We start from the raw sequence: 21,211 nt of genomic DNA, 5'->3' as shown, positions 1-21,211 counted from the left end.
CGGGGGTGGTGATGCCGGTGCCGGGGGCTCCGGCGGGCATTGCCTTCAGGGTCCCGCAGAGCGCCGGCGACGTGGCAGCCAGCGGCAGGGACGGGACGAGGTCGCTCGGTTCCTTCTGCGCGGTCGCCGACAGGGTGGCCGGGTCCAGGCCGTGAACGACGACGACGGCCGTGCCGGCCTTGAGTGAATCAGCGGTCTTGGCATCCAGGGCGAAGGTCCGCTGATAGGTGTAGGAGGCGCCCGAGGGTGCGACTTTCAGGTCGGTGCCGGCCGCGGGGCTGGTGTCCCCGCTGGTGGACAGGGTCGCGCCGATGCCGCCGTAGAAGGGGGCGCCTTCGGTGGTGCTGATCACACCGTCCTTGTTGGTGTCGGCGGACATGTCCGGGCAGGTGCCCTGGGCGCCGATGTGGATGTGCTGGACGTGCGGGTAGGGAGCACCGTTGAACATCGCGGCGAGGCCGGATACTTTCTCGGTGACCGTTGCCTGGTCACCGTCAACGGTGATCATGACGGATCCGGACGCGTTGCTGCCGTTGATCGCGGCGAGGTTCGCCTGGTAGTTGGTGTTGGTTCCGTCGTGGGCGAGGGCGGGGCTGGTGGAGAGTGCGAGGGCGCCCAAGGCCAAGACCGGGGCGATCAGGAAAGCGGATTTCTTCATGATTCTTTTCCTCCATTGACGATGAACGCTCCCCCAGATGGGCACGCTCATGAATGTGACACCAGCAATTCGTTGTGCGCCACCTCACGGATTGGTCAAGTCCCGGGAAAAATGTTTACCGCCCATATTCGGGCGTGACCTGTTCTGAACACGAGGGGTTGGCCTGGCCTCACTATGTATGAGGAGGGGGTTATTCGGACCAGCAGGCCAGGACCGTGGTGGCGACCTGGTAGGCGAACGCGGCGCGGGTGACCTGGTGGGGTCCCAGCGGTTCGGGCAAGGCCGCCGCGTCCACTGTCAACACGAAGTTGTCTTTGACGAACACGGCGGACGTTGGGGTCTGGAAGGCCGGGAAGCCCAGGTTCGCCAATCCCTCGATGGGCGCGGCCCCAGCGGTGCTTCGCTGCACATCCTGGAAATAGGCGTGTGCCGCATCCGGGGCCGGGGCTTCTTTGACCGAGAGCACGAGCGAACCGGCTGGCAGCGCATAGGTGCAGGTGAAGAGCTTGTCCGCCCAAGTTGCCCCATTGCCGGGGGCAGACGCGAGGGCAAGGATCTGCACGATTTTCTCCTGGATTTCCTTGCTGCACACCATCAACGCCGCGGCCGATGGGCCACCAGCGGCGGCAACGGGAATATCAGTCGGCGACACTGTCGGGGAAGCGGCACCCGCATCACCACTGGGTGAGGCGGATACCGAAGCGCTGGGCCCGGACACAGCCGTGCCGGGACCGGTGCCGCATCCGGCCAGGACCAGTATCGACAGCCCGGCAAGGGCCGGCGCCAGCACCCGGCACGCACGCTGGCTTCCTGACCATCTGACTTGTGCCACGAGCACCCACTTTCCACAAGGTCTTCCCGGCCGACACTTTATCGCCCGTCCACCGGCTATTCGTTACCGAAGCCGCCCCGGACGGCCTTGCAACACCGTCTGCGTCCCGGGTCCCTGCATACGTGGACTGTGCGGGCCTCGGCTGGCAGAGGACCCCGGCGCGGCGCGCCATGGCTAAAAATTCCTATTGCGGGCGCCTCAGCTTCGGGACCAGCGCAACGCTGCTCACCACGGCCACCACAAACCGCTGGACGATGGCAGGAACGGTCGCTGCCGGCCTTTGAGGTGCGGCACTCACGCTATGGGCGGGTGCAGAGCCTCCGCGCCGGTGCCCCGGTATGGCCCCGTGTGCTCCTCCGAATGGCTTCCGCCGGGTGTTCGTGCACCTGGTCGCCGCCGGGCTCTGGTGGCCCGGCGGATCCCCCCGGTCACTGAACGGAACCGCGCTGTTTTACTGCCGCCCCCACCGTCGCGGCAATCACCGCTCCCGGACTCGCGGCGACCGCCGCCGGACAGCATGCCGTCCCATACGGAGAACACCACAGCACTAACAACGCGCCTCCGGCCGGGCACCACCGCTAACCCGCCGCCCGCGGGGACGCTGGCGAACCACGGGTCCATGGACTTTCTGGCCGATAAACCTGACGGTGGTGTCGTATGGCTCGCACGGGTGCTCCCGTACCTATGATGCCGTCGGGGACTGTTCCGTCTTGGGGCGGCCGGCGAGGTCCGTCAGGTCTCGGTTCCAGACCAGCCGATGGGACAGATATGGCTGTGTCCGTAGCCTCACGATGAAGGGCTCCGTCGTCGAGGTCATCCGGGCAGCCCGTGAGTGCGATCCGTCCCAAGCGGGCGTTTCACGGCCATGCCAGCCGATCAGAACAGGCCATCTTTTATGGCCGCCGTCTCGAATAACGGGCATGAACTATTACAGTCCCGCGGCGCAGGAACGGGTCAAAGACGCCGCCTATGATGCCATTGAAAGAGTTCTCACCGGCATGTTCGAACCATTGAGCAGACAAGCCCTGACCATGCGCTGGAACAAAGCCGTGGAAGCCATGGCAAAACACCTCGAAGCGCAGGACAACGGCTCCGAATAAAGCGGCACCACTCACCGCACCATCCCATCCCCCCGGGGTGAGCCCTGAGGGATGCCGGCGACGATCAGGAAGAGCATGAATCCCAGGCCACGTGATAGCGGTGTTGATCTTTTCTTAGAAACCGACCCATCCGGATGCCGCCCGGCATCGAAACACTTACAACGCATCACGCCGCGGGCGCTCTCACCGCGGCTACGTACCGGCCCGTGACAGTGGCGGGGACGAAAAGGATGTGACCGTGGACTCCGGCAGTTGATGGGAGGTGGGATGGGCCGCACAAACCTCAACATCGCCCCTGCCCTCCGCCTGCTCCTGGTCGGCGGCCTGTTCGCCATGTTTTGGATCATCTTTGGCGCGGGCAGCGCCCACGCTGCCCCAGCACCGCCGCCGGGTGCGAGCCCGAACACGGCCACTGGACTGGTCCCTTCCCTGGCTGCACCCGTGAAACCGCTCATCACCACGGTTCAGCCCCGGACAGAACCGGCACCGCCGAGCTCAACGACGCCCGCACCCGTCCCGATTCCCGCGCCAACGGCCCCACCATTGGGTGGCACCGCCCCGGCCAGCATCGGACGGCTGGCCACCGCGCCCCCGACCCACGCACCCAGCCACGCCCAGGGCCCAATCACAGCGCTCCAAGACGTCACGGACCCCATCACAGGGTTCACCGACACCGCCGTGGCCCCGCTCACCGCGCCCGTGACCGAAGTTGTCACCGCTACTGTGCAGCCGCTCGTGGCCCCGCTCACGACGCTTGCCGGCAACGCTCTGAGCCGGGCCCCGCTCACCGCGCCTGTGACCGAAGTTGTCACCGCTACTGTGCAGCCGCTCGTGGCCCCGCTCACGGCGCTTGCCGCCAGCGCTGTGAGCCCGATAGGGAACCCCGTGGGCGGCATCACCCGGCCTTTGACAGCGATAATCAACGGGTCCGCAGCCCCAATGGCTGCATTCCCCGTTGCACCCGTGACGGTAGATACCTTCCCGGGCGGCGGCGACCATGCCACCCCGATTGTGGAGACGCCCCAGGCGGCTGTGTTCACCGCGAAATCGTCCGCCTCCACCGCGGCGCTTTCCCGCCAGTTCGTGGGAGTTACGGCCTTCAGCGCCCCGCGTGCTGCGGCATCCATGAACGACGATCGCGGCGCTTCACCTCAGAGCCCGACTCGGCTTCCCAGCGTAAACCTGCCCTCACCGGTGTCCGGCAGTGCCGGCGACTCGGGACCGACTGGCGCCGGCGCGCAGGCTGCGGCGGATCTTTCCCACCGTTTCGTCCTGCCCATGACCCAGGGCGGGGAAGGATCCCTGTTCAGCTTCGTCCTGCCCGGGTCACCGGCCCAGGATCCAGGATTCTCACCCGATTAATGATGCCCGCGCCGCGCACCTAAATGCCGCGGCAGATGCAGGCATACCGGCGCCTTTGGCCGGAAGAACATTCATTCATGTGAGGAAAATCAGTCATGCATTCATTTGTCCGCAACACCCTTTGTGCCGCAGTTTTCGCCGGGGGCGTCCTCGTCCTCGGAGCTGGAGCGGCGTCAGCCGACACCGGCACCAACACCGGCGCCGGTCTTGGTATCGGTACGCAGAACCAGACCAGCATCACCTCCGCGTCCTCGACGGCCAACCGCGACAACATCGCCTCCAACCTGGGCCTGACCCTGGGCGCGAATGCCGGTGTGGCCAGCGCCAGCCAGGACAACACCGGCAACACCGGGACCGGGGCTACCGGGACTGACCGTGGGTCCGTGGCCTCAAACGTGAACCTGGGAGCGAATGCCGGTGTAGCCAGCACCATCCAGAACACCGCCACCACGGGAACCGACCGTGGATCCATTGCTTCTGCTTCAAACCTCGGTGTGAACCTGGGCGCGAACGCCAGCGTGGCCAGCGCCAGCCAGAACAACACCGGCAACACCGGGACCGGGGCTACCGGGACTGACCGTGGGTCCGTGGCCTCAAACGTGAACCTGGGCGCTAACGCCGGTGCAGCCAGCACCATCCAGAACACCACGGATGAGAACAGCACCACCGGAACCCACCGCGGTTCCTTCGCCACGGCATCGAACCTGGGCCTGAACCTGGGCGCTAACGCCGGTGCAGCCAGCACCATCCAGAACACCACGGATGAGAACAGCACCACCGGAACCCACCGCGGTTCCTTCGCCACGGCATCGAACCTGGGCCTGAACCTGGGCGCTAACGCCGGTGCAGCCGGCACTATCCAGAACACCATCACCGGTCAGAACACCGGAATCATCGGCAGCTGATCCTACCGGCCCACGGGGGCCGGATGCCCTGTGCGGCGTCCGGCCCTTGACGGGGCATCTCCTTCTGAACAGAGGCGATCTGAACACGACCCTGCACTCTGAAAAGAATGCAGGATCAGGCTGGGAGGGAATGACGGGGCGCCCGGCCTTGTTACCGAGACCATGGCACTTCTTCCGACACAGACAACACCCGACCTCGCCCTCGCCCTGGTTGGCGGGGGAAGCACCGATGATCTGAAGCTGGGTACCGGCACCGGCGGCCGTTTCAGCCTGGTTGTCTTCTACCGGGGGCTGCATTGCCCGATCTGTCGCAGACAACTGGCCGAGATCGACCGGCGGATCGCGGACCTTGAGACAGCAGGGATCGGCCAGTCCGTCGCGGTCAGCATGGAAACAGAAGAGCGAAGCACCCGGATCGTGAATGAGTGGCACCTGGGCAACCTTCCCGTGGCCTACGGCCTCAGTGAGGAGGCCGCCCGGACCTGGGGCCTGAACCTCTCGCACGCGATCAAGGACGGCGAACCCGACCTCTTCAACGAACCAGGCATCTTCATCCTCGACGAAGACGGGACCCTGTTCTGGTCCAGCACCGCGACCATGCCCTTCGGCCGGCCGTCCCTGGACGATGTTATCGCCGGGGTCCGCTACGCCCAGGATCACGACTACCCGGCCCGCGGCGCCGCCTGAACCTCGGGTTGAGACAAGGCCCGGCGCAGCGGGGACACGCCAGCGTGTCGGGCTCTGACTCAACCGGCTGCAGTGAGCGGAGAGGCAACACATTCATGTCCTCAATCCAGGCCTCGGTGCGTGCTGCTTGCTCCGGGGCGGACCAGCGTGCACCATGACAGATAACAACAGGACCGTCCCCACTGATCGGCCTGGCAACGATAACCGGAGGATCCATGACCAGGGACGCCAATATCCAGGCCCAGGAGCGCTTCGGTGCCGCCGTGAACAGCGGCAAACTCGATGAACTCGACGACGTCGTCGCGGCCGGCTGTGTCGACCACGACCCGGGACCAGGACAGGGGCCGGGCCCGCAGCGATTCAAAGACCTGTTCACAGATTTGCGCTCTTCCGTTCCCGATCTCCACCTCGAGGTCGAACACCTCACCGCCACCGACAATGATGTCGCGTTCGCCTACACAGTCACCGGGACACATCAGGGACCGCTGATGGGCCACCCGCCCACCGGACGGGCCATCAAAATCCGGGGCATGCAGATCGGACGGTTCGAAGACGGCAAACTCGTCGAACGCTGGGGAAGCAGCGACGAGCTGGGCATGCTCACCCAACTCGGACTGACCCCGCAGCCATGAAAATCATTCGCGCACTGGCCACCGGAGCCGCAGCGGGCGCCGCCGGAACCACAGCCCTGAACACCCTGACCTACCTGGACATGGTCTGGCGTGCCCGCCCCGCCAGCAGCACACCCGAGGCCACAGTCAAAAAGCTGGCCGACGTCACGGGCGTCAAGATCCCGGGCAACGACGAAGAACGCACGAACCGGCTAGCCGGGCTCGGCCCGCTGACAGGGCTTGTCGTCGGCATCGGCGTCAGCGCCGTCCTCGGGCTTACCCGGGAAGCAGGATACCGGCCCGGACTCCTCGCTTCTTCCCTGGCCGCAGCGGCCGGCGCACTGATCGGCGGGAACGGACCCATGACAGTTCTCGGAATTACCGATCCCCGCACATGGTCTCCCGTGGACTGGGCAAGCGACATCGTCCCGCACCTGGCCTACGGCATTGTGACCAGTGCCGCGCTGCACGCACTGGACCCGCCGGCGGCGACCCGCCCGCATTAACCTGCCGGGGCAGCATCTGGCGGGTTGACGGACCTCAAGCCTCCACACGATCGCCTCACGGCCTTCCTGCAAATACCGGCGTGCGAAGGAGATTCCGGGGGCTTTCATTCAGCGCCCGCGGAAGTCGGACCGCCCATAATCCGGCGGCCCAAGGGGCGCTCCTCAGTTAGATCTGGAATTCCCAAGGGCTGGCTGTGCAGACGACTTCGAACGGCTTCTCCACGTTGCACTGCGGTAAAGGCAGCACCACCCGCCGCAGCGCGGACGAAGCCAACCCGAAAGGAACATCAATGACGATCCCAGTCGTGAGCCGGCGCAGTTTCCAGCTCGGCGCTGCCGTACTGGCCCCGTCCATCCTGCCCACCGGCTGCGGCCCCGTTACATTTATTCCGTCCCCGAGGGCCGGGGATTTGGTCGCTGGACCTGGTATGACTTTCTTGCCCTGTCACTGATGATCCGGGGGGTGTTGTCGCCAGGTTCGGAGGCACGCGTTGACTGCTGATAGGGACACGGCCGGCTCCTTTTGCGGGGGCCAGGTCTCTTTGTAACGTGGGTGCCAGCATCGGGTGTCGTGACTGCGGCCAAAAGTGGTGCAAAGGAGCGCCGGATGGACGAAGGTTACGAGGTCTACTGCGGGCTTGATGTTGGCAAGTCCGAGCATCACGCCGCGGCGTTGAACGCGGCCGGTGAGCGAGTTTTCGACAAGCCGTTGCCGCAGGACGAGGCTCGGCTGCGCGAGCTCTTCACCGGTCTGCAGCAGCACGGCAGGGTGCTGGTGATCGTGGACCAGCCCAACACAATCGGCGCCCTGCCGATAGCCGTGGCCCGGGACTGCGGCTGCACTGTTGCTTACCTGCCGGGCCTGGCGATGCGCAAAGCCGCTGATCTGTACCCGGGAAAGTCCAAGACGGACGCGCGGGATGCCTTCATCATTGCTGAGACGGCACGGGCGATGCCGCACACGCTACGGGCTGTTGACCGGGACAGCGAGGTGCTCGCGGCGTTGAAGGTCCTCTCTGGATTCGACGCGGACCTGACCCATGAATGCACCAGGGCGATCAACCGGCTGCGGTCGCTGCTGCTGCAGATTTTCCCGGCCCTGGAGCGGGTCTTTCCCGGAACAGTGCTGACCCGGTCCCTGGTGCTGGAGCTGTTCATCAAGTACGCCGGGCCAACCGGCTTGCGGGTTGCCGGGCGGTCCAACGTGCTGCGCTGGGCCAGGAACCACAGTCGCAAGGACCCGGTGAACCTGGTTGACGCGATCTTCGCGGCACTGGGCGAGCAGACGGTCACCGTCATCGGCACCGAAGCCGTCGAGCTGGTCATCCCCCGCGTCGCAGCCCAGATCAAAGAACTCAAACATCAACGAGCCATAGTGGCCGAAGAAGTCGAAAAGCTCCTCGACGACTTCCCTCTTTCCCGGGTCTTGATGTCCATGCCAGGAGTAGGCATCAAGACCGCAGCGACGATACTCCTGACCATCGGCGACGCCGGCACCTTCACCTCCGCCGGACACCTCGCGGCCTACGCAGGCATAGCCCCGGTGACACGACGCTCCGGCACCTCGATCCGCGGTGAATTCCCTGCTCGCTCCGGCAACAAACAACTCAAGAACGCCCTATTCAGATCGGCGTGGATCGCCAGCTGCCACCACCCGGCTTCGAAGGCCTACTACCAAAAGAAACGCGACCAGGGAAAGAAGCACAATGCCGCCGTCATCTGCCTGGCCCGGCGCCGCTGCGACGTCATCTACTCAATGCTCAAAAACGGAACCCTCTACGAGGAGAACCCTGCCCAAGCCGCTTGACGGAAGACATAGGGACACCCCCCCCGGCGGCTCCGGAGACAACGGAGGTGACCCTGCGGTTCGCCTAGTGGGGCAATTAGTACCTGAACAGCCAGACGGACAAGGTCACGCGCTTGCCTCCAGCCAGTACGATGGCGCACAATACGGGCTCAGCTCAGGCCAGAACGCCTTACGTCATTATGGCCAACACAAAGGTCTTCCAGGCACCGGGCGTACCCATTCCGGACGACAAGGCTACCTCGGCAACAGCCCGGAGGCCGGGGCCATCCTGATGACGGACAGGGGCGTGCCCACCAACAGCGGGATCGTCTCCAGCATCTCGGCATCGCTGAAGCCTGCCGATACCACTGTGGTTAGGTTCCTGAAGGACGTAGCGACGGATATCAAGGGAGCACCTCCGGTCCCTCCGGTGGGGGCGGGAAGCGTCCAATACGTCATTAAGCGCTACACGGATGAAGTGCTGTATGACCGGCTAACCACCCAGGCGGCTGCGGAAGCCTTCAAGAAGGAGGTCCAGGGGATGCTGGATGCAGCCCGGAAGTAAACCCCGGGCAGGGGCCTGCCAGGGACACAAAAAATGCGGCCCCCTTACGGGGGCCGCATTTTTAGTTGGCGGGGCAGGTCCCGGTAGGGAGGCTTAGAAGCCGCCCATGCCGCCCATGCCGCCCATGTCGTCTCCACCGGCGGGGGCAGAAGCCTTCTCCGGCTTGTCAGCCACTACAGCTTCGGTGGTGAGGAACAGGCCGGCGATGGAGGCCGCGTTCTGCAGGGCAGAGCGGGTTACCTTGACGGGGTCGTTGACTCCGGCTGCCAGCAGGTCGACGTATTCGCCGGTTGCGGCGTTCAGGCCGTGGCCTGCGGGCAGGCCACGGACCTTGTCGACCACGACGCCCGGCTCCATGCCGGCGTTGAAGGCGATCTGCTTCAGCGGAGCGTCGATGGCAACGCGGACAATGTTGGCGCCGGTTGCTTCGTCGCCGGACAGCTGCAGGTTGGCGAATGCCTTGGCGCCGGCCTGGATGAGGGCCACGCCGCCACCGGCGACGATGCCTTCTTCAACCGCAGCCTTGGCGTTGCGGACTGCGTCCTCGATGCGGTGCTTGCGCTCCTTGAGCTCAACCTCGGTGGCGGCACCGGCCTTGATGACTGCAACGCCGCCGGCCAGCTTGGCCAGGCGCTCCTGCAGCTTCTCGCGGTCGTAATCGGAGTCCGAGTTCTCGATTTCGGCGCGGATCTGGGACACGCGGCCTGCGATCTGGTCGGCGTCGCCGGCACCCTCGACGATGGTGGTCTCGTCCTTGGTGACAACAACCTTGCGGGCCTGGCCCAGGAGCTCCAGGCCGGCGGTCTCCAGCTTGAGTCCAACTTCCTCGGAGATGACCTGGCCGCCGGTGAGGACGGCGATGTCGGCCAGCTGCGCCTTGCGGCGGTCACCGAAGCCCGGGGCCTTGACGGCGACGGACTTGAAGGTGCCACGGATCTTGTTGACGATCAGGGTAGCCAGGGCTTCGCCCTCGATGTCCTCGGCGATGATCAGCAGCGGCTTGTTGGACTGCATGACCTTTTCCAGGACAGCAACCAGTTCCTTGACGTTGGAGATCTTGGAGTTGACGATCAGGATGTACGGGTCTTCGAGGACCGTTTCCTGGCGCTCGGCGTCCGTGACGAAGTAGGCGGAGATGTAGCCCTTGTCGAAGCGCATGCCTTCGGTGAGTTCGAGCTCCAGGCCGAAGGTGTTGGACTCCTCGACCGTGATGACGCCTTCCTTGCCCACCTTGTCCAGGGCTTCGGCGATGAGGGCGCCGATCTCGTCGTCACCGGCGGAGATGGAGGCGGTGGCCGCGATCTCTTCCTTGGTTTCGATTTCCTTGGCGGAGTTCAGCAGTTCGGCGGTGACGGCCTCAACGGCCTTCTCGATGCCGCGCTTGAGGGACAGCGGGTCGGCTCCGGCGGCAACGTTGCGCAGGCCTTCCTTGACCAGTGCCTGGGCCAGGACGGTTGCCGTGGTGGTGCCGTCACCGGCAACGTCGTCGGTCTTCTTGGCAACTTCCTTGACCAGCTCTGCGCCGATCTTCTCGTAGGGGTCGTCCAGTTCGATCTCCTTGGCGATGGAAACACCATCGTTGGTGATCGTGGGGGCGCCCCACTTCTTTTCGAGGACGACGTTGCGTCCACGCGGGCCGAGGGTGACCTTAACGGCGTCGGCGAGGGTGTTCAGGCCACGCTCAAGGCCGCGGCGTGCCTCTTCATCAAATGCAATGATCTTGGCCATAACGGCAGTAGTCCTTTCGGGACAGTCGTTAAGAATGAACCTTCGCTGCAGTGCCCGCGACGGACGATCCTTCGACGGCGGCCTCTGTATGCCTCCGGGTGGGGATCTCACTGAAGTGAGGTGTTTCCTTCGCTCCTCGACCGGTGCCGCGCACCGCCGGCCGGAGCCAGGCGTTGCTTAGCAGTCGGTACGTCAGAGTGCTAACTCAATAATTAGCACTCCCCAGGTGAGAGTGCAAGCGAAAAGACGCAGAATGGGCGCCTTGAGCAGCGGCTTCGCCCAGGGCGATCAGCCCGGCCGTCCAGCCGTCTCCCGCCCGGTGGGGCTGGGGTTGTTGTCTGGTCCATATGTGAAGACGGAGAATGCGGCTGTGGTGATGTCCCCGTTGGCGTCGAAAGCAATCGGCCCCGACTCGCCGTCGTAATTAATGTCCGGCCCGGCAGCAAGGCCGCCAAGGCACTCCTTGTAACTAAGGCAGGGCGTCGCCGGCGTGCCGGCGCCCGGGGCCGACCCCCCGGATACCGGAATCAGGTTGGCCGCGATCGAGCGTCCCGCGTCGTCCTGGGCGCGGGCCGCGGCCAGTGCCGCCAGCGTGACGGCGTCGTAGGTTTCCGCGGCGTACGAAACGTCCTTCAGGGAAGGGTCCACTGCCAGCAGTCTTGCCTGGAAGGCTGCTGTGGGCAGCTGTCCGGGGACGATGGCGCGGGCGCCCTCGAGGACCCGGGATGCGAGCCCGGATCCGTAGCGGGCGAAGGCACCGTCGCTGAGGATGAGCCGCGAACCGCTGAGGCCGGCATTGTTCAGCTCGGCGAGTGCCCCCTGCGCACCCTCACGGGCAATCAGGACGACGGCGTCCGGCTTGGCCTTGCCGGCGGAGCGGGCGGCTTCCGCGGCGTCGCCAGGCTTGAACCCGGCCCCGGGCAGGACAGTGAGTCCGGACTTTTGGGCAGCTTCAGTAACGGCAGCCGACAGGTCCTTGCCGTAGGAGCCTTCCTGGAACAGCACGCTGATGGTGGCGGCGCCGGCATCCTTGGCGAGCTTGGCCAATACGGGCCCTTGCGCGACGTCCGCCGCCGCAGTCCGGAAATAGTAGCCTCCGCTGGCCAGTCCGGAGAGGCCGGCAGCACTGTTGGCCGGCGAGATGAGCGTTATGCGTGCGTGGGAAAGGACGTCCACGGCGGCGGACGCATGGCTGGAATCGGTCGGCCCGATGACCACGTCCGCCTTGCCGGCCACCAGGTCCTTCGCCTGAGCTGCGGTTTCCTGGTCCGGATGAACCGGAAGCAGCTCCACCGGCCGGCCTTTGTGTCCGCCGGCCGCGTTGATTTCCTGGACCGCCAGCTTGGCGGCGGCCAGTTGGGGCGCGTTCAGGAAGGCATTGTCGCCGGTGTTGTCCAGGATCAGTCCCACCCGGAGCACACCGTCTCCAGAAGCCTCCGCCGCTTCCATCCGGGCGTTCCCGCCGGTGCCGGCGCACGATGTAGCTGCAAGGACGGCTGCCAGGGAAACCGCCAGCGCCACCTGGACACGGGCCGCGGGGCGGTAGTTCCGCATCACTGGGCGGGCCGCACGTTTTCTGCCTGCGGGCCTTTTTCGCCCTCGCCGACGTCCAGCTGGACCCGCTGGCCCTCGGCCAGGGCGCGGTAGCCCTCTCCCTGGATTGCGGACCAGTGGACAAAAATGTCGTCACCGGAGCCGTCAACGGTGATGAAGCCGTAGCCCTTTTCAGCGTTGAACCATTTGACGGTTCCCAGTGCCATGATTAACAACTCTCTCCGTTGGGCCGGGTGGGACAGTGCGATCTGCCGTGCGGCCGGCCGTGCCCTGGAAATCACTCTAACCATGCCCGTGAGCCGGTGCATGCAGCAGCTGCCGGGAGACCAGGAACGTTATGCAGGCGTAATTGGAGGGTGTTCGGCTACCGGTATCCAGGGCCCAGCACCACCACGAGCGGTACCTGGAATTCGGTGCTGTTCACCACTGTGGGGATGTTAAGCAGTCCGGCGAGCGCCTGTGCGCTTGCCAGCTGCTGGGGACCCGCGTAATAGATCACGGAGGATTTTTGCGGGGCGCCGGGCCAGTTGCCTACCTGGCCGAGCCGCCAGCCGTCCGCCTGGACAGTTCCACCCACCCGGCTGGCCAGCCCTGCCGTACCCGCGGCGTTGTAAACAGCCACGGCCTGCGTCCGGTCGACGGCGGCCTGCGAGGTGGCAGAAGCCGCGGGTTCAGGCTCGGAGCTGCTGCTTTGCGTTGGCGCGGAAGAGGAAGACGGCGCCGGTGCGGCAGGAGGAGTTGAGGCAGTGGGCTGCGCGGACGAAGGGGCGGAACCGGATCCGGCCAGCGGAGCTGACTCCACGCTCGCCGATGCCTGGCTGGCGTTGGTGTTGAAGCCGAGTTTGGGAAGGATCAGGAAGGACACCAAGCCAATGGCCAGGGCCGCCGCTCCCACCGCCAGGATGGGCCACAGCCGCACGCGGGACGGAGCCGAGGCCGTCCGGTGGACACCTTGTCGCGACGCGGCCTCCGGGACCTTGTCGAATTCATCGCGGGCGTATTTGGTCATGGTGGAAGGACATCCTTGTTGATTGCGGCTGTTGTCCCGGCCTGGGTCGTCTTAAGCGTCGGATCCCAGGCGCCGGGCAGTGCGTGCACGGTGGCGCGACGTACGTAGTCTACGCAATCTCTTGACCAACATGGGATCGTGCGCCAAGGCATCCTCGCGGTCGATCAGTGCATTGAGGAGCTGGTAGTAATGGGTAGCAGAGAGGTCAAACAGATCCCGGATGGCCTGTTCCTTGGCCCCGGCGTACTTCCACCACTGCCGTTCCAGAGCCAGCATCTGCTGTTCGCGCTCGGAAAGGGAGGACTCCCGGGGGATGAACTCGGCCAGGAGGGACTTCCGTGGATCCTGTTCCGGCAGGTGTTCACGGGCCGGTTCAGCCACGGCACACTCCTTCACTGGTTGCGGTAAATGTCTCACCCCTATGCTAGCCGCCGAATAACAGGAGTGTCATTCGCGCGCCCGCATCCGCAGCCAAGAGGTTCCGGGGCCCGCACACGCGGGCTCCTGCAAGAATGGAACGATGTTTGAATCGGATGCGCTGTTCGAGCTGCAGCAGGACCCGGCGGACACCATCCGCTTCGCTGACCTGGCTGAGCTTCCGCTGGCACAGCTCATGGCCCCGGACTGGGCGGCGGCGCTGCAGGGCGTGGAAGGCAAGCTCCGGTCCGTCCTGGCCTTCCTGGCCGGCGAGGAGGCGGCCGGGCACCAACTCCTGCCGCCGCCGTCGAACGTCCTGCGCGCTTTCCGCCAGCCACTCGCGGACGTGAAGGTCCTCATTGTGGGCCAGGATCCCTACCCCACTCCGGGACACGCCGTCGGGCTGTCGTTTTCCGTCGAGCCGCACGTCCGGCCCCTCCCCCGCAGCCTGGTGAACATCTACCGGGAGCTGGAATCGGACCTGGGCATCCCGCCGCGCGTCCATGGCGACCTGTCAGCATGGGCGGAGCAGGGCGTGTTGCTCCTGAACCGGGTACTCACGGTCAGGGCCGGAGTTGCGGGCTCACACCGCGGGAAGGGCTGGGAGGACATTACGACGGCGGCAGTCACCGCGTTGGCTGGCCGGAAGTCCCCGGACGGGTCCAGAATGCCCCTGGTGGCAGTGTTGTGGGGCAAGGAGGCTGAGGGCGTCCGGCCGCTCCTGGCAGGCGCTCCCGCTGTCACCAGCGCGCATCCCAGCCCGTTGTCCGCCTCCCGCGGGTTCTTTGGTTCCAGGCCGTTCAGCCGGGTGAACCAGCTGCTCCGGGAACAAGGTGCGGACGACGTAACCTGGGAACTCCCGCCGGTGCCCTAGCTTAGGCTTGCCTCATGAGCACTGTCCCCGCCGCAACCAACGCCACCAAGAACAGCCGTCCCCAGGTCAACCTGACGGTGCTGCGCAAGGAGCGATTGTCTCCGCACATGGTCCGGGTGGTGGCTGGCGGGGAAGGCTTCAGCGATTTCGTGAACAACGGGTTCGTGGACCGCTATGTGAAAATCGTCTTTCCGCAGCCCGGGGTCGAATATCCTTTCCCCCTGGACCTGTGGGCGGTCCGGGAAACCATGCCGCGCGAGCAGTGGCCCTTTACCCGCACCTATACGCTGCGCTGGGTGGATCCGGAGGCCCAGGAACTGGCCATCGACTTCGTGGTCCACGGCGATGAGGGCCTGGCGGGTCCATGGGCGGCCAGGGCCGTTCCCGGCGAGACGCTCACGTTCACCGGTCCAGGCGGCGGGTACAACCCCAATCCGGAGGCCGACTGGTATTTGTTTGCCGGTGATGAGGCCGCGCTTCCCGCAATCGCCGCGTGCATCGAGGCGCTGCCGGCTGGAGCGGCCGGGCTGGCCTTCCTCGAGGTGGGTTCCGACGCCGATGTCCAGCCACTCTCCGCCCCCGAAGGGGTAACGGTCACCTGGCTAAGCCGCAACGGCGCTCCGGCAGGTTCCAGCGACGTGCTGGTCAAGGCGGTGTCGGACGCCGAGTGGCCCAGCGGCACCGTGGATGTCTTTGCCCACGGTGAACGCGGCTACATGAAGGCGCTGCGGGAAGTCTTGTTCAAGCAGCGCGGACTGGAACGCCGGCAGGTCTCGCTTTCCGGGTACTGGGCGCAGGGCCGGGTGGAGGACGTGTTCCAGGCCGAAAAGAAACTCCCGGTGGGCCAGATCTAGCCAGGCGGGAGTCTAAGCGCCCGCAGTTCCCGGCCGGATCCGGCCGGGCTAGCGGCGCCGGGCCCGGCGCCGTTCGTTGCTCGCCAGGCTGCGGGTCAGCGGACGGGCCAGCACGTCACCCAAGACGATCCCTCCCGCCGTGCCCAGCACAATCGCTCCGGCACTGAGCATTCCTCCGGCGCCTGCCAAGATTTCGGCCTCCTCAACGGTGAGCACATACATGGACCGGAAGATTGTGAGGCCCGGCAGCAGGATCAGTGCTGCGGGAACTGCCACCACCAGCTGCGGCGCACCCATGCGCAGGGCCACCACCCTTGCCAGCAGGCCAATGACGACGGCGGCGAGGGCCGGTGAGAAACGGTCACCGATTCCCAGGAGGCCGCAGCCGAGCAGCACCAGGTAGCCTGCCACGCCAACGGCTGCCGTGGGCAGCAGGAGCTTCCAGGTGGTCTGTTCCGTGATGCCGATAGCCATCACGGCGGCGGCTACGAAGATGATGAGGACCCACAGATCGTAGGCGGGCGGGAAGGTCTGCGTGACGTCAATGCGTTGCAGCCCGGTCAGCTCCCCCACCACGAAGGCGACGGCGATTCCTGCCACGATCGCGCCGAAAGTCAGCAGCGTGGACAGGAACCGGCCCGCCGCCGTCACCGGGAAACCGTTGATGGCGTCCTGCACGGAGGACACCAGGCGCCCGGTGGGCAGGAGCAGCAAGATGCCGCCCACCACCACGATGGACGGCGACGCGGTGAGCCCGAACTGCCAGAGCAGCAGGGCCAGGATGGTGACCACGAACGAGCAACTGGCGGTGATGAAGAAGTCCGGTACGCGCCAGCGTCCCAGCTGCCGGGCCAGCAGGCTGATGCCGATGTTGGCCACGAACGCTACTGCCGAGGACACCGGACCACCCCCCAGGACCCCGACGAACACGGCGGCGAAGACTCCGAACGCCGCCGTGACCATCCAGCGCGGGTAGGGTTTGGGGCTGGTGATGGCCTCGTTGAGCCTGCGGATGGCCTCATCACGGCCCACGCCGCCGGCCACGATGTCCGTAACCAGCTGGTGTACCTTGGCCAGGCCCGCGTAGTTGTTGGTCCAGGAGCGGACCACGCGCAGCAGCGCGATGGGTGTCTGGTCCTTGGGGGCATAGTTGATGCCCACGGACTGGTTGGTGATGTCCACCTCGATGTTCTTCAGCCCCAACGCCGCGGTGACGGCAATGATGCTGGTTTCCACTTCCAGGGCGCCGGCACCATAGCGGAACATGGTCTCGGCCAGATGCAGGGCGAAGTCCAAAGTTTTGCGCGCGGACGTGTCCACGCCACCCACCTGGATGGTGGGGTTGGCGTACGGGCTGCCGGCCAGCCGGTCCACGATGCTCAACGGAGCGGTGGGTGGATTCTCGCCCTGCACCAGGCGGCGGAGCATCCGCTTGGCTGCAGCATCCTGCCGAAGCTGCGCGGAGGTCAGCGGTTCGGTCTTGGGCAGGCCGTCAGTCTTCGGCTTGGATCCTGGCCATTCGGGCCGGTCAGTCATGCCCGCTTCCTCCCTGTGCGCGGTTGATGGACGGTCAGGCTGCGCGCTTCAGCGGCAGTTTGCCCAGCAGCGCCCGGGCGCCCGCGGCAGCGGACCGGGCGAGCCGGTTGGCGTGGAAGACGGCGGGCCGCACCGGCAGGACGAAGTCTCCCACCAACTGGACCACTTCGCCGCCGAATCCCTTCTTGAATTCGTAGCCGCCGTGGCCTTCCTCGTCCTGGCCCGAAATGCCGAACGTTCCGTAGAAGTTGTACCGGGGGTAGCCCTTCTCCAGGGCATGCAGCATCATGCCCCAGTAAAGCGAGGTTGCGCCATTGAAGTAGATGTAGTCCTGGACGGTGCCGCCGATGACGCACACCACCTCATCGCCGTAGCAGATGAAGTGGATGGCTGCCACGGTGGCGGTCCCCACGGAATCGGGGAACCGCTCGATGTCTTTAAGGCTCCGCTCGTAGCTGTCCACGAGGTCCTGGACCACCTTGAGCCGGTTGGCTTTTTTCTTGCTGCCGGTTTCCTCTACCTCACGGCGGAGGTCGGCTGCGGTGGCCGACTCCGCGGCGAGGCGTTCAGTGATGGATTTGCGGTAGGCCGGGATGTCGATCTTGGCCATCATGAGCTTGGTGAATTCCGCCGAGGTGGTCCGCAGCAGGTTCTCGTAATAGGCGCGTTCCCGGTAGACGAATCCTTTTTCGTCCCCGGCCCGGCTCAGGGCCCCATAGAAGTCATCCAGTGTTTCCAAGGTGGCCTGTTCCAGGAAGACACCATTCTTTTCAGCCTTGCGGATGGCTTTCCGCGTCCGGTAACTGGTGCCCATGATCAGCTCTTCGGCGTCCTGGACGCCCACGAGGTTCTTGATGAACATCCAGTTGACGTTGACGAAGTTCATGTCCAGCCCCTGGTGCTGGAACCCGAGCCGCTCCAGGTCAGCCACCAGCGGCCTGTTGTCCTCGATCCCGGGGTGCTCGGCGCCGTCGGCGTCCCGTGCGATGTACCTGACGTTCGGCGAGATCCGGAGCTCAGCGGCTTTGCGGCCCGCCGCGTGCTTGCGGAGAAGTTCGACGACGGCACCCACCAGTTCACGGTCCGCGTAGTCCATGAGGGGGCCCTTGGCGCATTCGCAGACGGTGTACCCCAGGCGGGTGGCGGTGTAGTTGAGCTTTCCTGCCGCCACGAGTTCGCCGTCGCGCCGGACGCCGAAGAGTTCCACCAGCTGTCCCCGGGCACGCTGGAAGCGGACAAAATCGATGGACTGCAGGAAGCTGTTCTGCGGGTGCTTCAGGGCGAAGGCCTCAAATTCGGCGTCGCTGAGGTTGGCGTACTCAAGCCCGGTAGCGGCGGAAACTGGATTCAAGGGATGACCTTCTTCTGGACTCTTCGCGGCCTGGATGGGCGCGCGCTGGGCGGACTGTGTTCAGGGCGGGCAGCACAAATGCGTGCGGGGCAGGCGGGGACGCTGTGGCCGTGGGGGCCTTGGCTGCGGCCGGTCAGTAGAACTGCTGCCCGGTGCGTGCGGTTTCGATCCGGCGGAACACCTTTTCTCCGCCGTTGACCCAGAGCCGGTGCCGGAGCGGGGACAGGACGTAGTCATGGCAGCCCACAAAGTCGGTGACCGTCTTGGTGAAGCTGGTCTTGAACATGCCCATTCCAAAGAGGTTGTGGGTCTTGTCCTTGATGCGCGCGGCCGGCGGGGTCCCGCAGAAGTCGTACTCCGTGCAGCCAAGTTCCTGCATCCGTCGGATGGCGGCCCACTGCACCAGGTGCGAGTCGCCGTACTGCTTGCGGTTCTGGGTGGAACCGCCGTCCTTGTAGGTTGCCTTGGCGCCGTAGTTAATGACGAACGCACCCACGCTGGGTTTCCCGTCCTCGTAGGCGAAGAAGAAGTTGCCCTGGCCGCGGTTGCAGAACTCGTCCCAGAACCGCGCGTAGTACTCGAAGCTGCGGAGGGGCATTGAGCCCTTTGCACTGACGGTGTCGGCCATGAGGTCGTACAGGGCCCGGTAGGTCTCCGGCCCCTGTTCCTGCCGGACCACCTGGCAGCCTTCGCGTTCCGCGCGCCGGATTGCGTTCCGGGCGCGGGAGGAGATGGCCTTGAAGACTTCCTCTTCGGTACCGGAGATATCCAGCAGGGCGGTGGAGTCGTTGGACTGGATGTTGGGGGCCTTGACCAGGTTCGCCGCCCGGAGCTCCTTCTGTGCATCCCCGGAGGCGATGACGTCCGGTTCAACCTGGATGGTGAAGACGTTCAACTTGCTGTTTCGGACGAAGGCGGCGCACGCTTCGAGGGCGGGCGCCAGCTCTGCTGCATCCGCCAGGTCAGGGCCCTTGATGAGGTACCAAAGCCGTCCCAGGATGGGGAAAGTCCTTTCGAGCACCAGGTTGTAGCTGGCGTTCCCGCCGCTTTCCAGCACGAGGAACCGGACTTTCCAGCCGCTTCCATTCTTGACCGATGCGTAGGCGGCCGACTGCAGCATGTTGCCGCCGTTCGGGTTGGCCGTGACGTGCTTGTCCCAGTTCTCAATTTCCTCGGCTGTGGCAAAACGTGCGGTGAATTCTCGCAAGGGGGCCGTGTCCAATCGGGTTTGTGCGCGGTTTCGGTACTTCTGGTTGTGTGCGGACATGCAGCCTCAAGTCTAAAGCCTGATGCGCTCCCGGCTTTTCCCCGGGCCGACCGGCACGGCGTCATCCGCCCCGGAGCGCCGCCTTGACGGGGCTCGGGACGTTCAACAAGGGTGGACGCATGAGGCCGCATGGGGAACAGACCACCGCGCCCGCGGGAAGCGGCCAGCCCTACAGTGCCGGAGCCCAGGCAGCCGCGCTTGCCGGGTTCCTGCTGGCATCCCTGCTGGTGGCGGCAGTGGGGGGCCTGGCGTCGGCGGCCAATGTCACTGGCTGGTATGCCACCGCTGACAAGGCCCCCTGGTCCCCGCCCAACGGCGTGTTCGGTCCGGTCTGGACCATCCTCTACACAGCAATGGCCGTCGCAGCATGGCTGGTATGGCGCAGGCGCACAGACGGGACGCGGCAGGCCATGGTGGTTTACGCCATCCAATTGGTCCTGAACCTCGCCTGGACTCCGGTGTTTTTCGCCCTCTACCCCGCCTTGGGCACTACAGCCCTGTGGCTGGGACTGGCCATTATCCTTGCCCTGATCGCAGCGGTCACGGTGACGGTTCTGCATTTCGGTCCCATCAGCCGGGCAGCAGGACTGCTCCTGCTGCCCTACGTCTCGTGGCTGGTCTTCGCTGCCAGCCTGAACTGGTGGGCGGCAGCGCATAATTAGCACCCCGCGGGCCGGTCAGACCGTCCTGCTGTCCTCGGTTGCCGGGGTCAGCATTCCACGACGTTGACGGCGAGGCCGCCCATCGCTGTTTCCTTGTATTTGTCGCTCATGTCTTTGCCGGTTTCGCGCATGGTGATGATGACTTCGTCCAGGGAGACCCGGTGCGTGCCGTCGCCCCAGAGCGCCATTTTCGCGGCGTTGATCGCCTTGGCGGCGGCGATCGCGTTCCGTTCGATGCACGGGACCTGGACCAGCCCGCCGATCGGGTCACAGGTCAGGCCCAGGTTGTGTTCCATGGCGATCTCCGCGGCGTTCTCCACCTGCGCGGGGGTTACGCCCATCACCTCGGCCAGGCCCGCGGCGGCCATCGAGGACGCTGAACCCACCTCGCCCTGGCAGCCCACCTCGGCCCCGGAGATCGAGGCCTGTTCCTTGTAGAGCACCCCGACGGCGCCGGCGGCGAGCAGGAACCGGACCACCACGGCGTCGCGGTCCTCCTGGCTGGCCTGGTCCATGCCCGGGGCGAAATGCAGCGCATAAAACAGGACGGCGGGGATGATCCCGGCCGCCCCGTTCGTCGGGGCGGTGACCACGCGGCCGCCGGACGCGTTCTCCTCGTTCACCGCCAGGGCCACCAAGTTAACCCACTCCTGCCAATACCGCGGGTCGTAGGGGCCCGCATCCCAGTCCGCGTCCGGGTCCTCTTCACGGGTGTCGGCGGACTCTTTCTTGAGCCGTTCGTACCAGTCCGGGGCGCGCCGGCGGACCTTTAACCCGCCCGGCAGCACCCCCTCGCGCTTCAGGGACGTGGCCACGCAGTCCTCCATCACGGACCAGATATGCAGCAGCCCGGCACGGATCTCCTCCCCGGCGCGGGAGGCCTTCTCGTTGAGCAGCATCACATCGCTGACGCCCAGCCCGGTGTTCCGGCAGTGGTCCAGCAGTTC

General features: G+C 65.6%; 22 protein-coding genes. 11 read left to right on the top strand and 11 right to left on the bottom strand.

Annotated features, from left to right (window positions below; genetic code table 11):
• Positions 1–658 (bottom strand): hypothetical protein (locus IEW19_RS21890; RefSeq protein ID WP_188573670.1); only part of this gene is annotated, 658 nt, incomplete at its 3' end.
• A gap of 190 nt (positions 659–848) precedes the next feature.
• Positions 849–1,490, bottom strand: coding sequence for a hypothetical protein (locus IEW19_RS21885; RefSeq protein ID WP_188573669.1), 642 nt, complete (start codon positions 1,488–1,490; stop codon positions 849–851).
• Between the two features lie 920 nt (positions 1,491–2,410).
• Here IEW19_RS21885 and IEW19_RS21880 point away from each other — a divergent pair.
• From IEW19_RS21880 to IEW19_RS21845, 8 genes are all read left to right on the top strand, one after another.
• Complete coding sequence (locus IEW19_RS21880) at positions 2,411–2,590, top strand: hypothetical protein (RefSeq protein WP_188573668.1); 180 nt, start codon at positions 2,411–2,413, stop codon at positions 2,588–2,590.
• A 267-nt stretch (positions 2,591–2,857) separates the two neighbouring features.
• On the top strand, positions 2,858–3,952 hold the full coding sequence (locus IEW19_RS21875; protein WP_188573667.1) for a hypothetical protein: 1,095 nt from the start codon (positions 2,858–2,860) through the stop codon (positions 3,950–3,952).
• A gap of 95 nt (positions 3,953–4,047) precedes the next feature.
• Positions 4,048–4,857 carry a hypothetical protein gene (locus IEW19_RS21870; protein ID WP_188573666.1) on the top strand — a complete coding sequence of 270 codons (810 nt, stop codon included), beginning with the start codon at positions 4,048–4,050 and terminating at the stop codon, positions 4,855–4,857.
• Positions 4,858–5,019: 162 nt separating this feature from the next.
• Positions 5,020–5,544 (top strand): redoxin domain-containing protein, encoded by a 525-nt coding sequence (locus tag IEW19_RS21865; protein WP_188573665.1) that lies wholly within the window; start codon positions 5,020–5,022, stop codon positions 5,542–5,544.
• Between the two features lie 215 nt (positions 5,545–5,759).
• A complete protein-coding gene (locus IEW19_RS21860; protein ID WP_188573664.1) occupies positions 5,760–6,176 on the top strand; it encodes an ester cyclase in 417 nt (138 codons plus the stop codon).
• Positions 6,173–6,661, top strand: coding sequence for a hypothetical protein (locus IEW19_RS21855; RefSeq protein ID WP_188573663.1), 489 nt, complete (start codon positions 6,173–6,175; stop codon positions 6,659–6,661). The genes IEW19_RS21860 and IEW19_RS21855 overlap by 4 nt, the downstream gene beginning before the upstream one ends.
• A 607-nt stretch (positions 6,662–7,268) precedes the next feature.
• Positions 7,269–8,468 carry an IS110 family RNA-guided transposase gene (locus IEW19_RS21850; RefSeq protein ID WP_188573662.1) on the top strand — a complete coding sequence of 400 codons (1,200 nt, stop codon included), beginning with the start codon at positions 7,269–7,271 and terminating at the stop codon, positions 8,466–8,468.
• A gap of 286 nt (positions 8,469–8,754) precedes the next feature.
• On the top strand, positions 8,755–9,012 hold the full coding sequence (locus IEW19_RS21845) for a hypothetical protein (protein ID WP_229748666.1): 258 nt from the start codon (positions 8,755–8,757) through the stop codon (positions 9,010–9,012).
• Between the two features lie 93 nt (positions 9,013–9,105).
• On the opposite strand, the gene groL is transcribed toward IEW19_RS21845, so the two are convergent.
• From groL to IEW19_RS21820, 5 genes are all read right to left on the bottom strand, one after another.
• On the bottom strand, positions 9,106–10,740 hold the full coding sequence (gene groL, locus IEW19_RS21840) for a chaperonin GroEL (protein WP_188573661.1): 1,635 nt from the start codon (positions 10,738–10,740) through the stop codon (positions 9,106–9,108).
• Between the two features lie 288 nt (positions 10,741–11,028).
• Entirely contained in the window at positions 11,029–12,294 is a 1,266-nt protein-coding gene (locus IEW19_RS21835; RefSeq protein ID WP_188573671.1) for an ABC transporter substrate-binding protein, read from the bottom strand.
• Positions 12,294–12,500, bottom strand: coding sequence for a cold-shock protein (locus IEW19_RS21830; RefSeq protein WP_141180812.1), 207 nt, complete (start codon positions 12,498–12,500; stop codon positions 12,294–12,296). The genes IEW19_RS21835 and IEW19_RS21830 overlap by 1 nt, the downstream gene beginning before the upstream one ends.
• A gap of 158 nt (positions 12,501–12,658) precedes the next feature.
• Positions 12,659–13,303 carry a LytR C-terminal domain-containing protein gene (locus IEW19_RS21825; RefSeq protein ID WP_188573660.1) on the bottom strand — a complete coding sequence of 215 codons (645 nt, stop codon included), beginning with the start codon at positions 13,301–13,303 and terminating at the stop codon, positions 12,659–12,661.
• A 51-nt stretch (positions 13,304–13,354) separates the two neighbouring features.
• Positions 13,355–13,684 carry a DUF3263 domain-containing protein gene (locus IEW19_RS21820; RefSeq protein WP_188573659.1) on the bottom strand — a complete coding sequence of 110 codons (330 nt, stop codon included), beginning with the start codon at positions 13,682–13,684 and terminating at the stop codon, positions 13,355–13,357.
• Positions 13,685–13,823: 139 nt separating this feature from the next.
• Between IEW19_RS21820 and IEW19_RS21815 the strand changes: the two genes are divergently transcribed.
• Together IEW19_RS21815 and IEW19_RS21810 are read left to right on the top strand one after the other, a co-directional pair.
• The gene (locus IEW19_RS21815) at positions 13,824–14,594 is read left to right on the top strand and encodes a uracil-DNA glycosylase (RefSeq protein WP_188573658.1); all 771 of its coding nucleotides are present in this window, start codon (positions 13,824–13,826) and stop codon (positions 14,592–14,594) included.
• A 14-nt stretch (positions 14,595–14,608) separates the two neighbouring features.
• Positions 14,609–15,448, top strand: coding sequence for a siderophore-interacting protein (locus IEW19_RS21810; RefSeq protein WP_188573657.1), 840 nt, complete (start codon positions 14,609–14,611; stop codon positions 15,446–15,448).
• A 48-nt stretch (positions 15,449–15,496) separates the two neighbouring features.
• Here IEW19_RS21810 and IEW19_RS21805 read toward each other — a convergent pair whose 3' ends face one another.
• The 3 genes from IEW19_RS21805 to IEW19_RS21795 form a co-directional block, all read right to left on the bottom strand.
• On the bottom strand, positions 15,497–16,984 hold the full coding sequence (locus tag IEW19_RS21805) for a threonine/serine exporter family protein (protein WP_188573656.1): 1,488 nt from the start codon (positions 16,982–16,984) through the stop codon (positions 15,497–15,499).
• A gap of 34 nt (positions 16,985–17,018) precedes the next feature.
• Positions 17,019–18,335, bottom strand: coding sequence for a peptidoglycan bridge formation glycyltransferase FemA/FemB family protein (locus IEW19_RS21800; protein ID WP_188573655.1), 1,317 nt, complete (start codon positions 18,333–18,335; stop codon positions 17,019–17,021).
• A 133-nt stretch (positions 18,336–18,468) separates the two neighbouring features.
• Positions 18,469–19,602 carry a lipid II:glycine glycyltransferase FemX gene (locus IEW19_RS21795; protein ID WP_188573654.1) on the bottom strand — a complete coding sequence of 378 codons (1,134 nt, stop codon included), beginning with the start codon at positions 19,600–19,602 and terminating at the stop codon, positions 18,469–18,471.
• 119 nt (positions 19,603–19,721) lie between these two features.
• On the opposite strand from IEW19_RS21795, the gene IEW19_RS21790 reads away from it, so the two are divergent.
• Positions 19,722–20,264, top strand: coding sequence for a TspO/MBR family protein (locus tag IEW19_RS21790; RefSeq protein ID WP_188573653.1), 543 nt, complete (start codon positions 19,722–19,724; stop codon positions 20,262–20,264).
• Between the two features lie 47 nt (positions 20,265–20,311).
• On the opposite strand, the gene IEW19_RS21785 is transcribed toward IEW19_RS21790, so the two are convergent.
• Positions 20,312–21,211 (bottom strand): L-serine ammonia-lyase (locus tag IEW19_RS21785; protein WP_188573652.1); only part of this gene is annotated, 900 nt, incomplete at its 5' end.

Source organism: Arthrobacter liuii (assembly GCF_014639275.1).
GTDB classification, from domain to species: Bacteria; Actinomycetota; Actinomycetes; order Actinomycetales; family Micrococcaceae; genus Arthrobacter; species Arthrobacter liuii.
Note: the sequence above shows the minus strand (reverse complement) of the source record. Positions and strands in the feature narration are given on the sequence as shown.

What these genes read in the sequence shown, in the direction of transcription:
- IEW19_RS21880 (WP_188573668.1), top strand. Translation starts at nt 2,411, where the DNA reads ATGAACTATTACAGTCCCGCGGCGCAGGAACGGGTCAAAGACGCCGCC.
- IEW19_RS21875 (WP_188573667.1), top strand. Translation starts at nt 2,858, where the DNA reads ATGGGCCGCACAAACCTCAACATCGCCCCTGCCCTCCGCCTGCTCCTG.
- IEW19_RS21870 (WP_188573666.1), top strand. Translation starts at nt 4,048, where the DNA reads ATGCATTCATTTGTCCGCAACACCCTTTGTGCCGCAGTTTTCGCCGGG.
- IEW19_RS21865 (WP_188573665.1), top strand. Translation starts at nt 5,020, where the DNA reads ATGGCACTTCTTCCGACACAGACAACACCCGACCTCGCCCTCGCCCTG.
- IEW19_RS21860 (WP_188573664.1), top strand. Translation starts at nt 5,760, where the DNA reads ATGACCAGGGACGCCAATATCCAGGCCCAGGAGCGCTTCGGTGCCGCC.
- IEW19_RS21855 (WP_188573663.1), top strand. Translation starts at nt 6,173, where the DNA reads ATGAAAATCATTCGCGCACTGGCCACCGGAGCCGCAGCGGGCGCCGCC.
- IEW19_RS21850 (WP_188573662.1), top strand. Translation starts at nt 7,269, where the DNA reads ATGGACGAAGGTTACGAGGTCTACTGCGGGCTTGATGTTGGCAAGTCC.
- groL (WP_188573661.1), bottom strand. Translation starts at nt 10,740, where the DNA reads ATGGCCAAGATCATTGCATTTGATGAAGAGGCACGCCGCGGCCTTGAG.
- IEW19_RS21835 (WP_188573671.1), bottom strand. Translation starts at nt 12,294, where the DNA reads ATGCGGAACTACCGCCCCGCGGCCCGTGTCCAGGTGGCGCTGGCGGTT.
- IEW19_RS21830 (WP_141180812.1), bottom strand. Translation starts at nt 12,500, where the DNA reads ATGGCACTGGGAACCGTCAAATGGTTCAACGCTGAAAAGGGCTACGGC.
- IEW19_RS21825 (WP_188573660.1), bottom strand. Translation starts at nt 13,303, where the DNA reads ATGACCAAATACGCCCGCGATGAATTCGACAAGGTCCCGGAGGCCGCG.
- IEW19_RS21815 (WP_188573658.1), top strand. Translation starts at nt 13,824, where the DNA reads ATGTTTGAATCGGATGCGCTGTTCGAGCTGCAGCAGGACCCGGCGGAC.
- IEW19_RS21810 (WP_188573657.1), top strand. Translation starts at nt 14,609, where the DNA reads ATGAGCACTGTCCCCGCCGCAACCAACGCCACCAAGAACAGCCGTCCC.
- IEW19_RS21805 (WP_188573656.1), bottom strand. Translation starts at nt 16,984, where the DNA reads ATGACTGACCGGCCCGAATGGCCAGGATCCAAGCCGAAGACTGACGGC.
- IEW19_RS21795 (WP_188573654.1), bottom strand. Translation starts at nt 19,602, where the DNA reads ATGTCCGCACACAACCAGAAGTACCGAAACCGCGCACAAACCCGATTG.
- IEW19_RS21790 (WP_188573653.1), top strand. Translation starts at nt 19,722, where the DNA reads ATGAGGCCGCATGGGGAACAGACCACCGCGCCCGCGGGAAGCGGCCAG.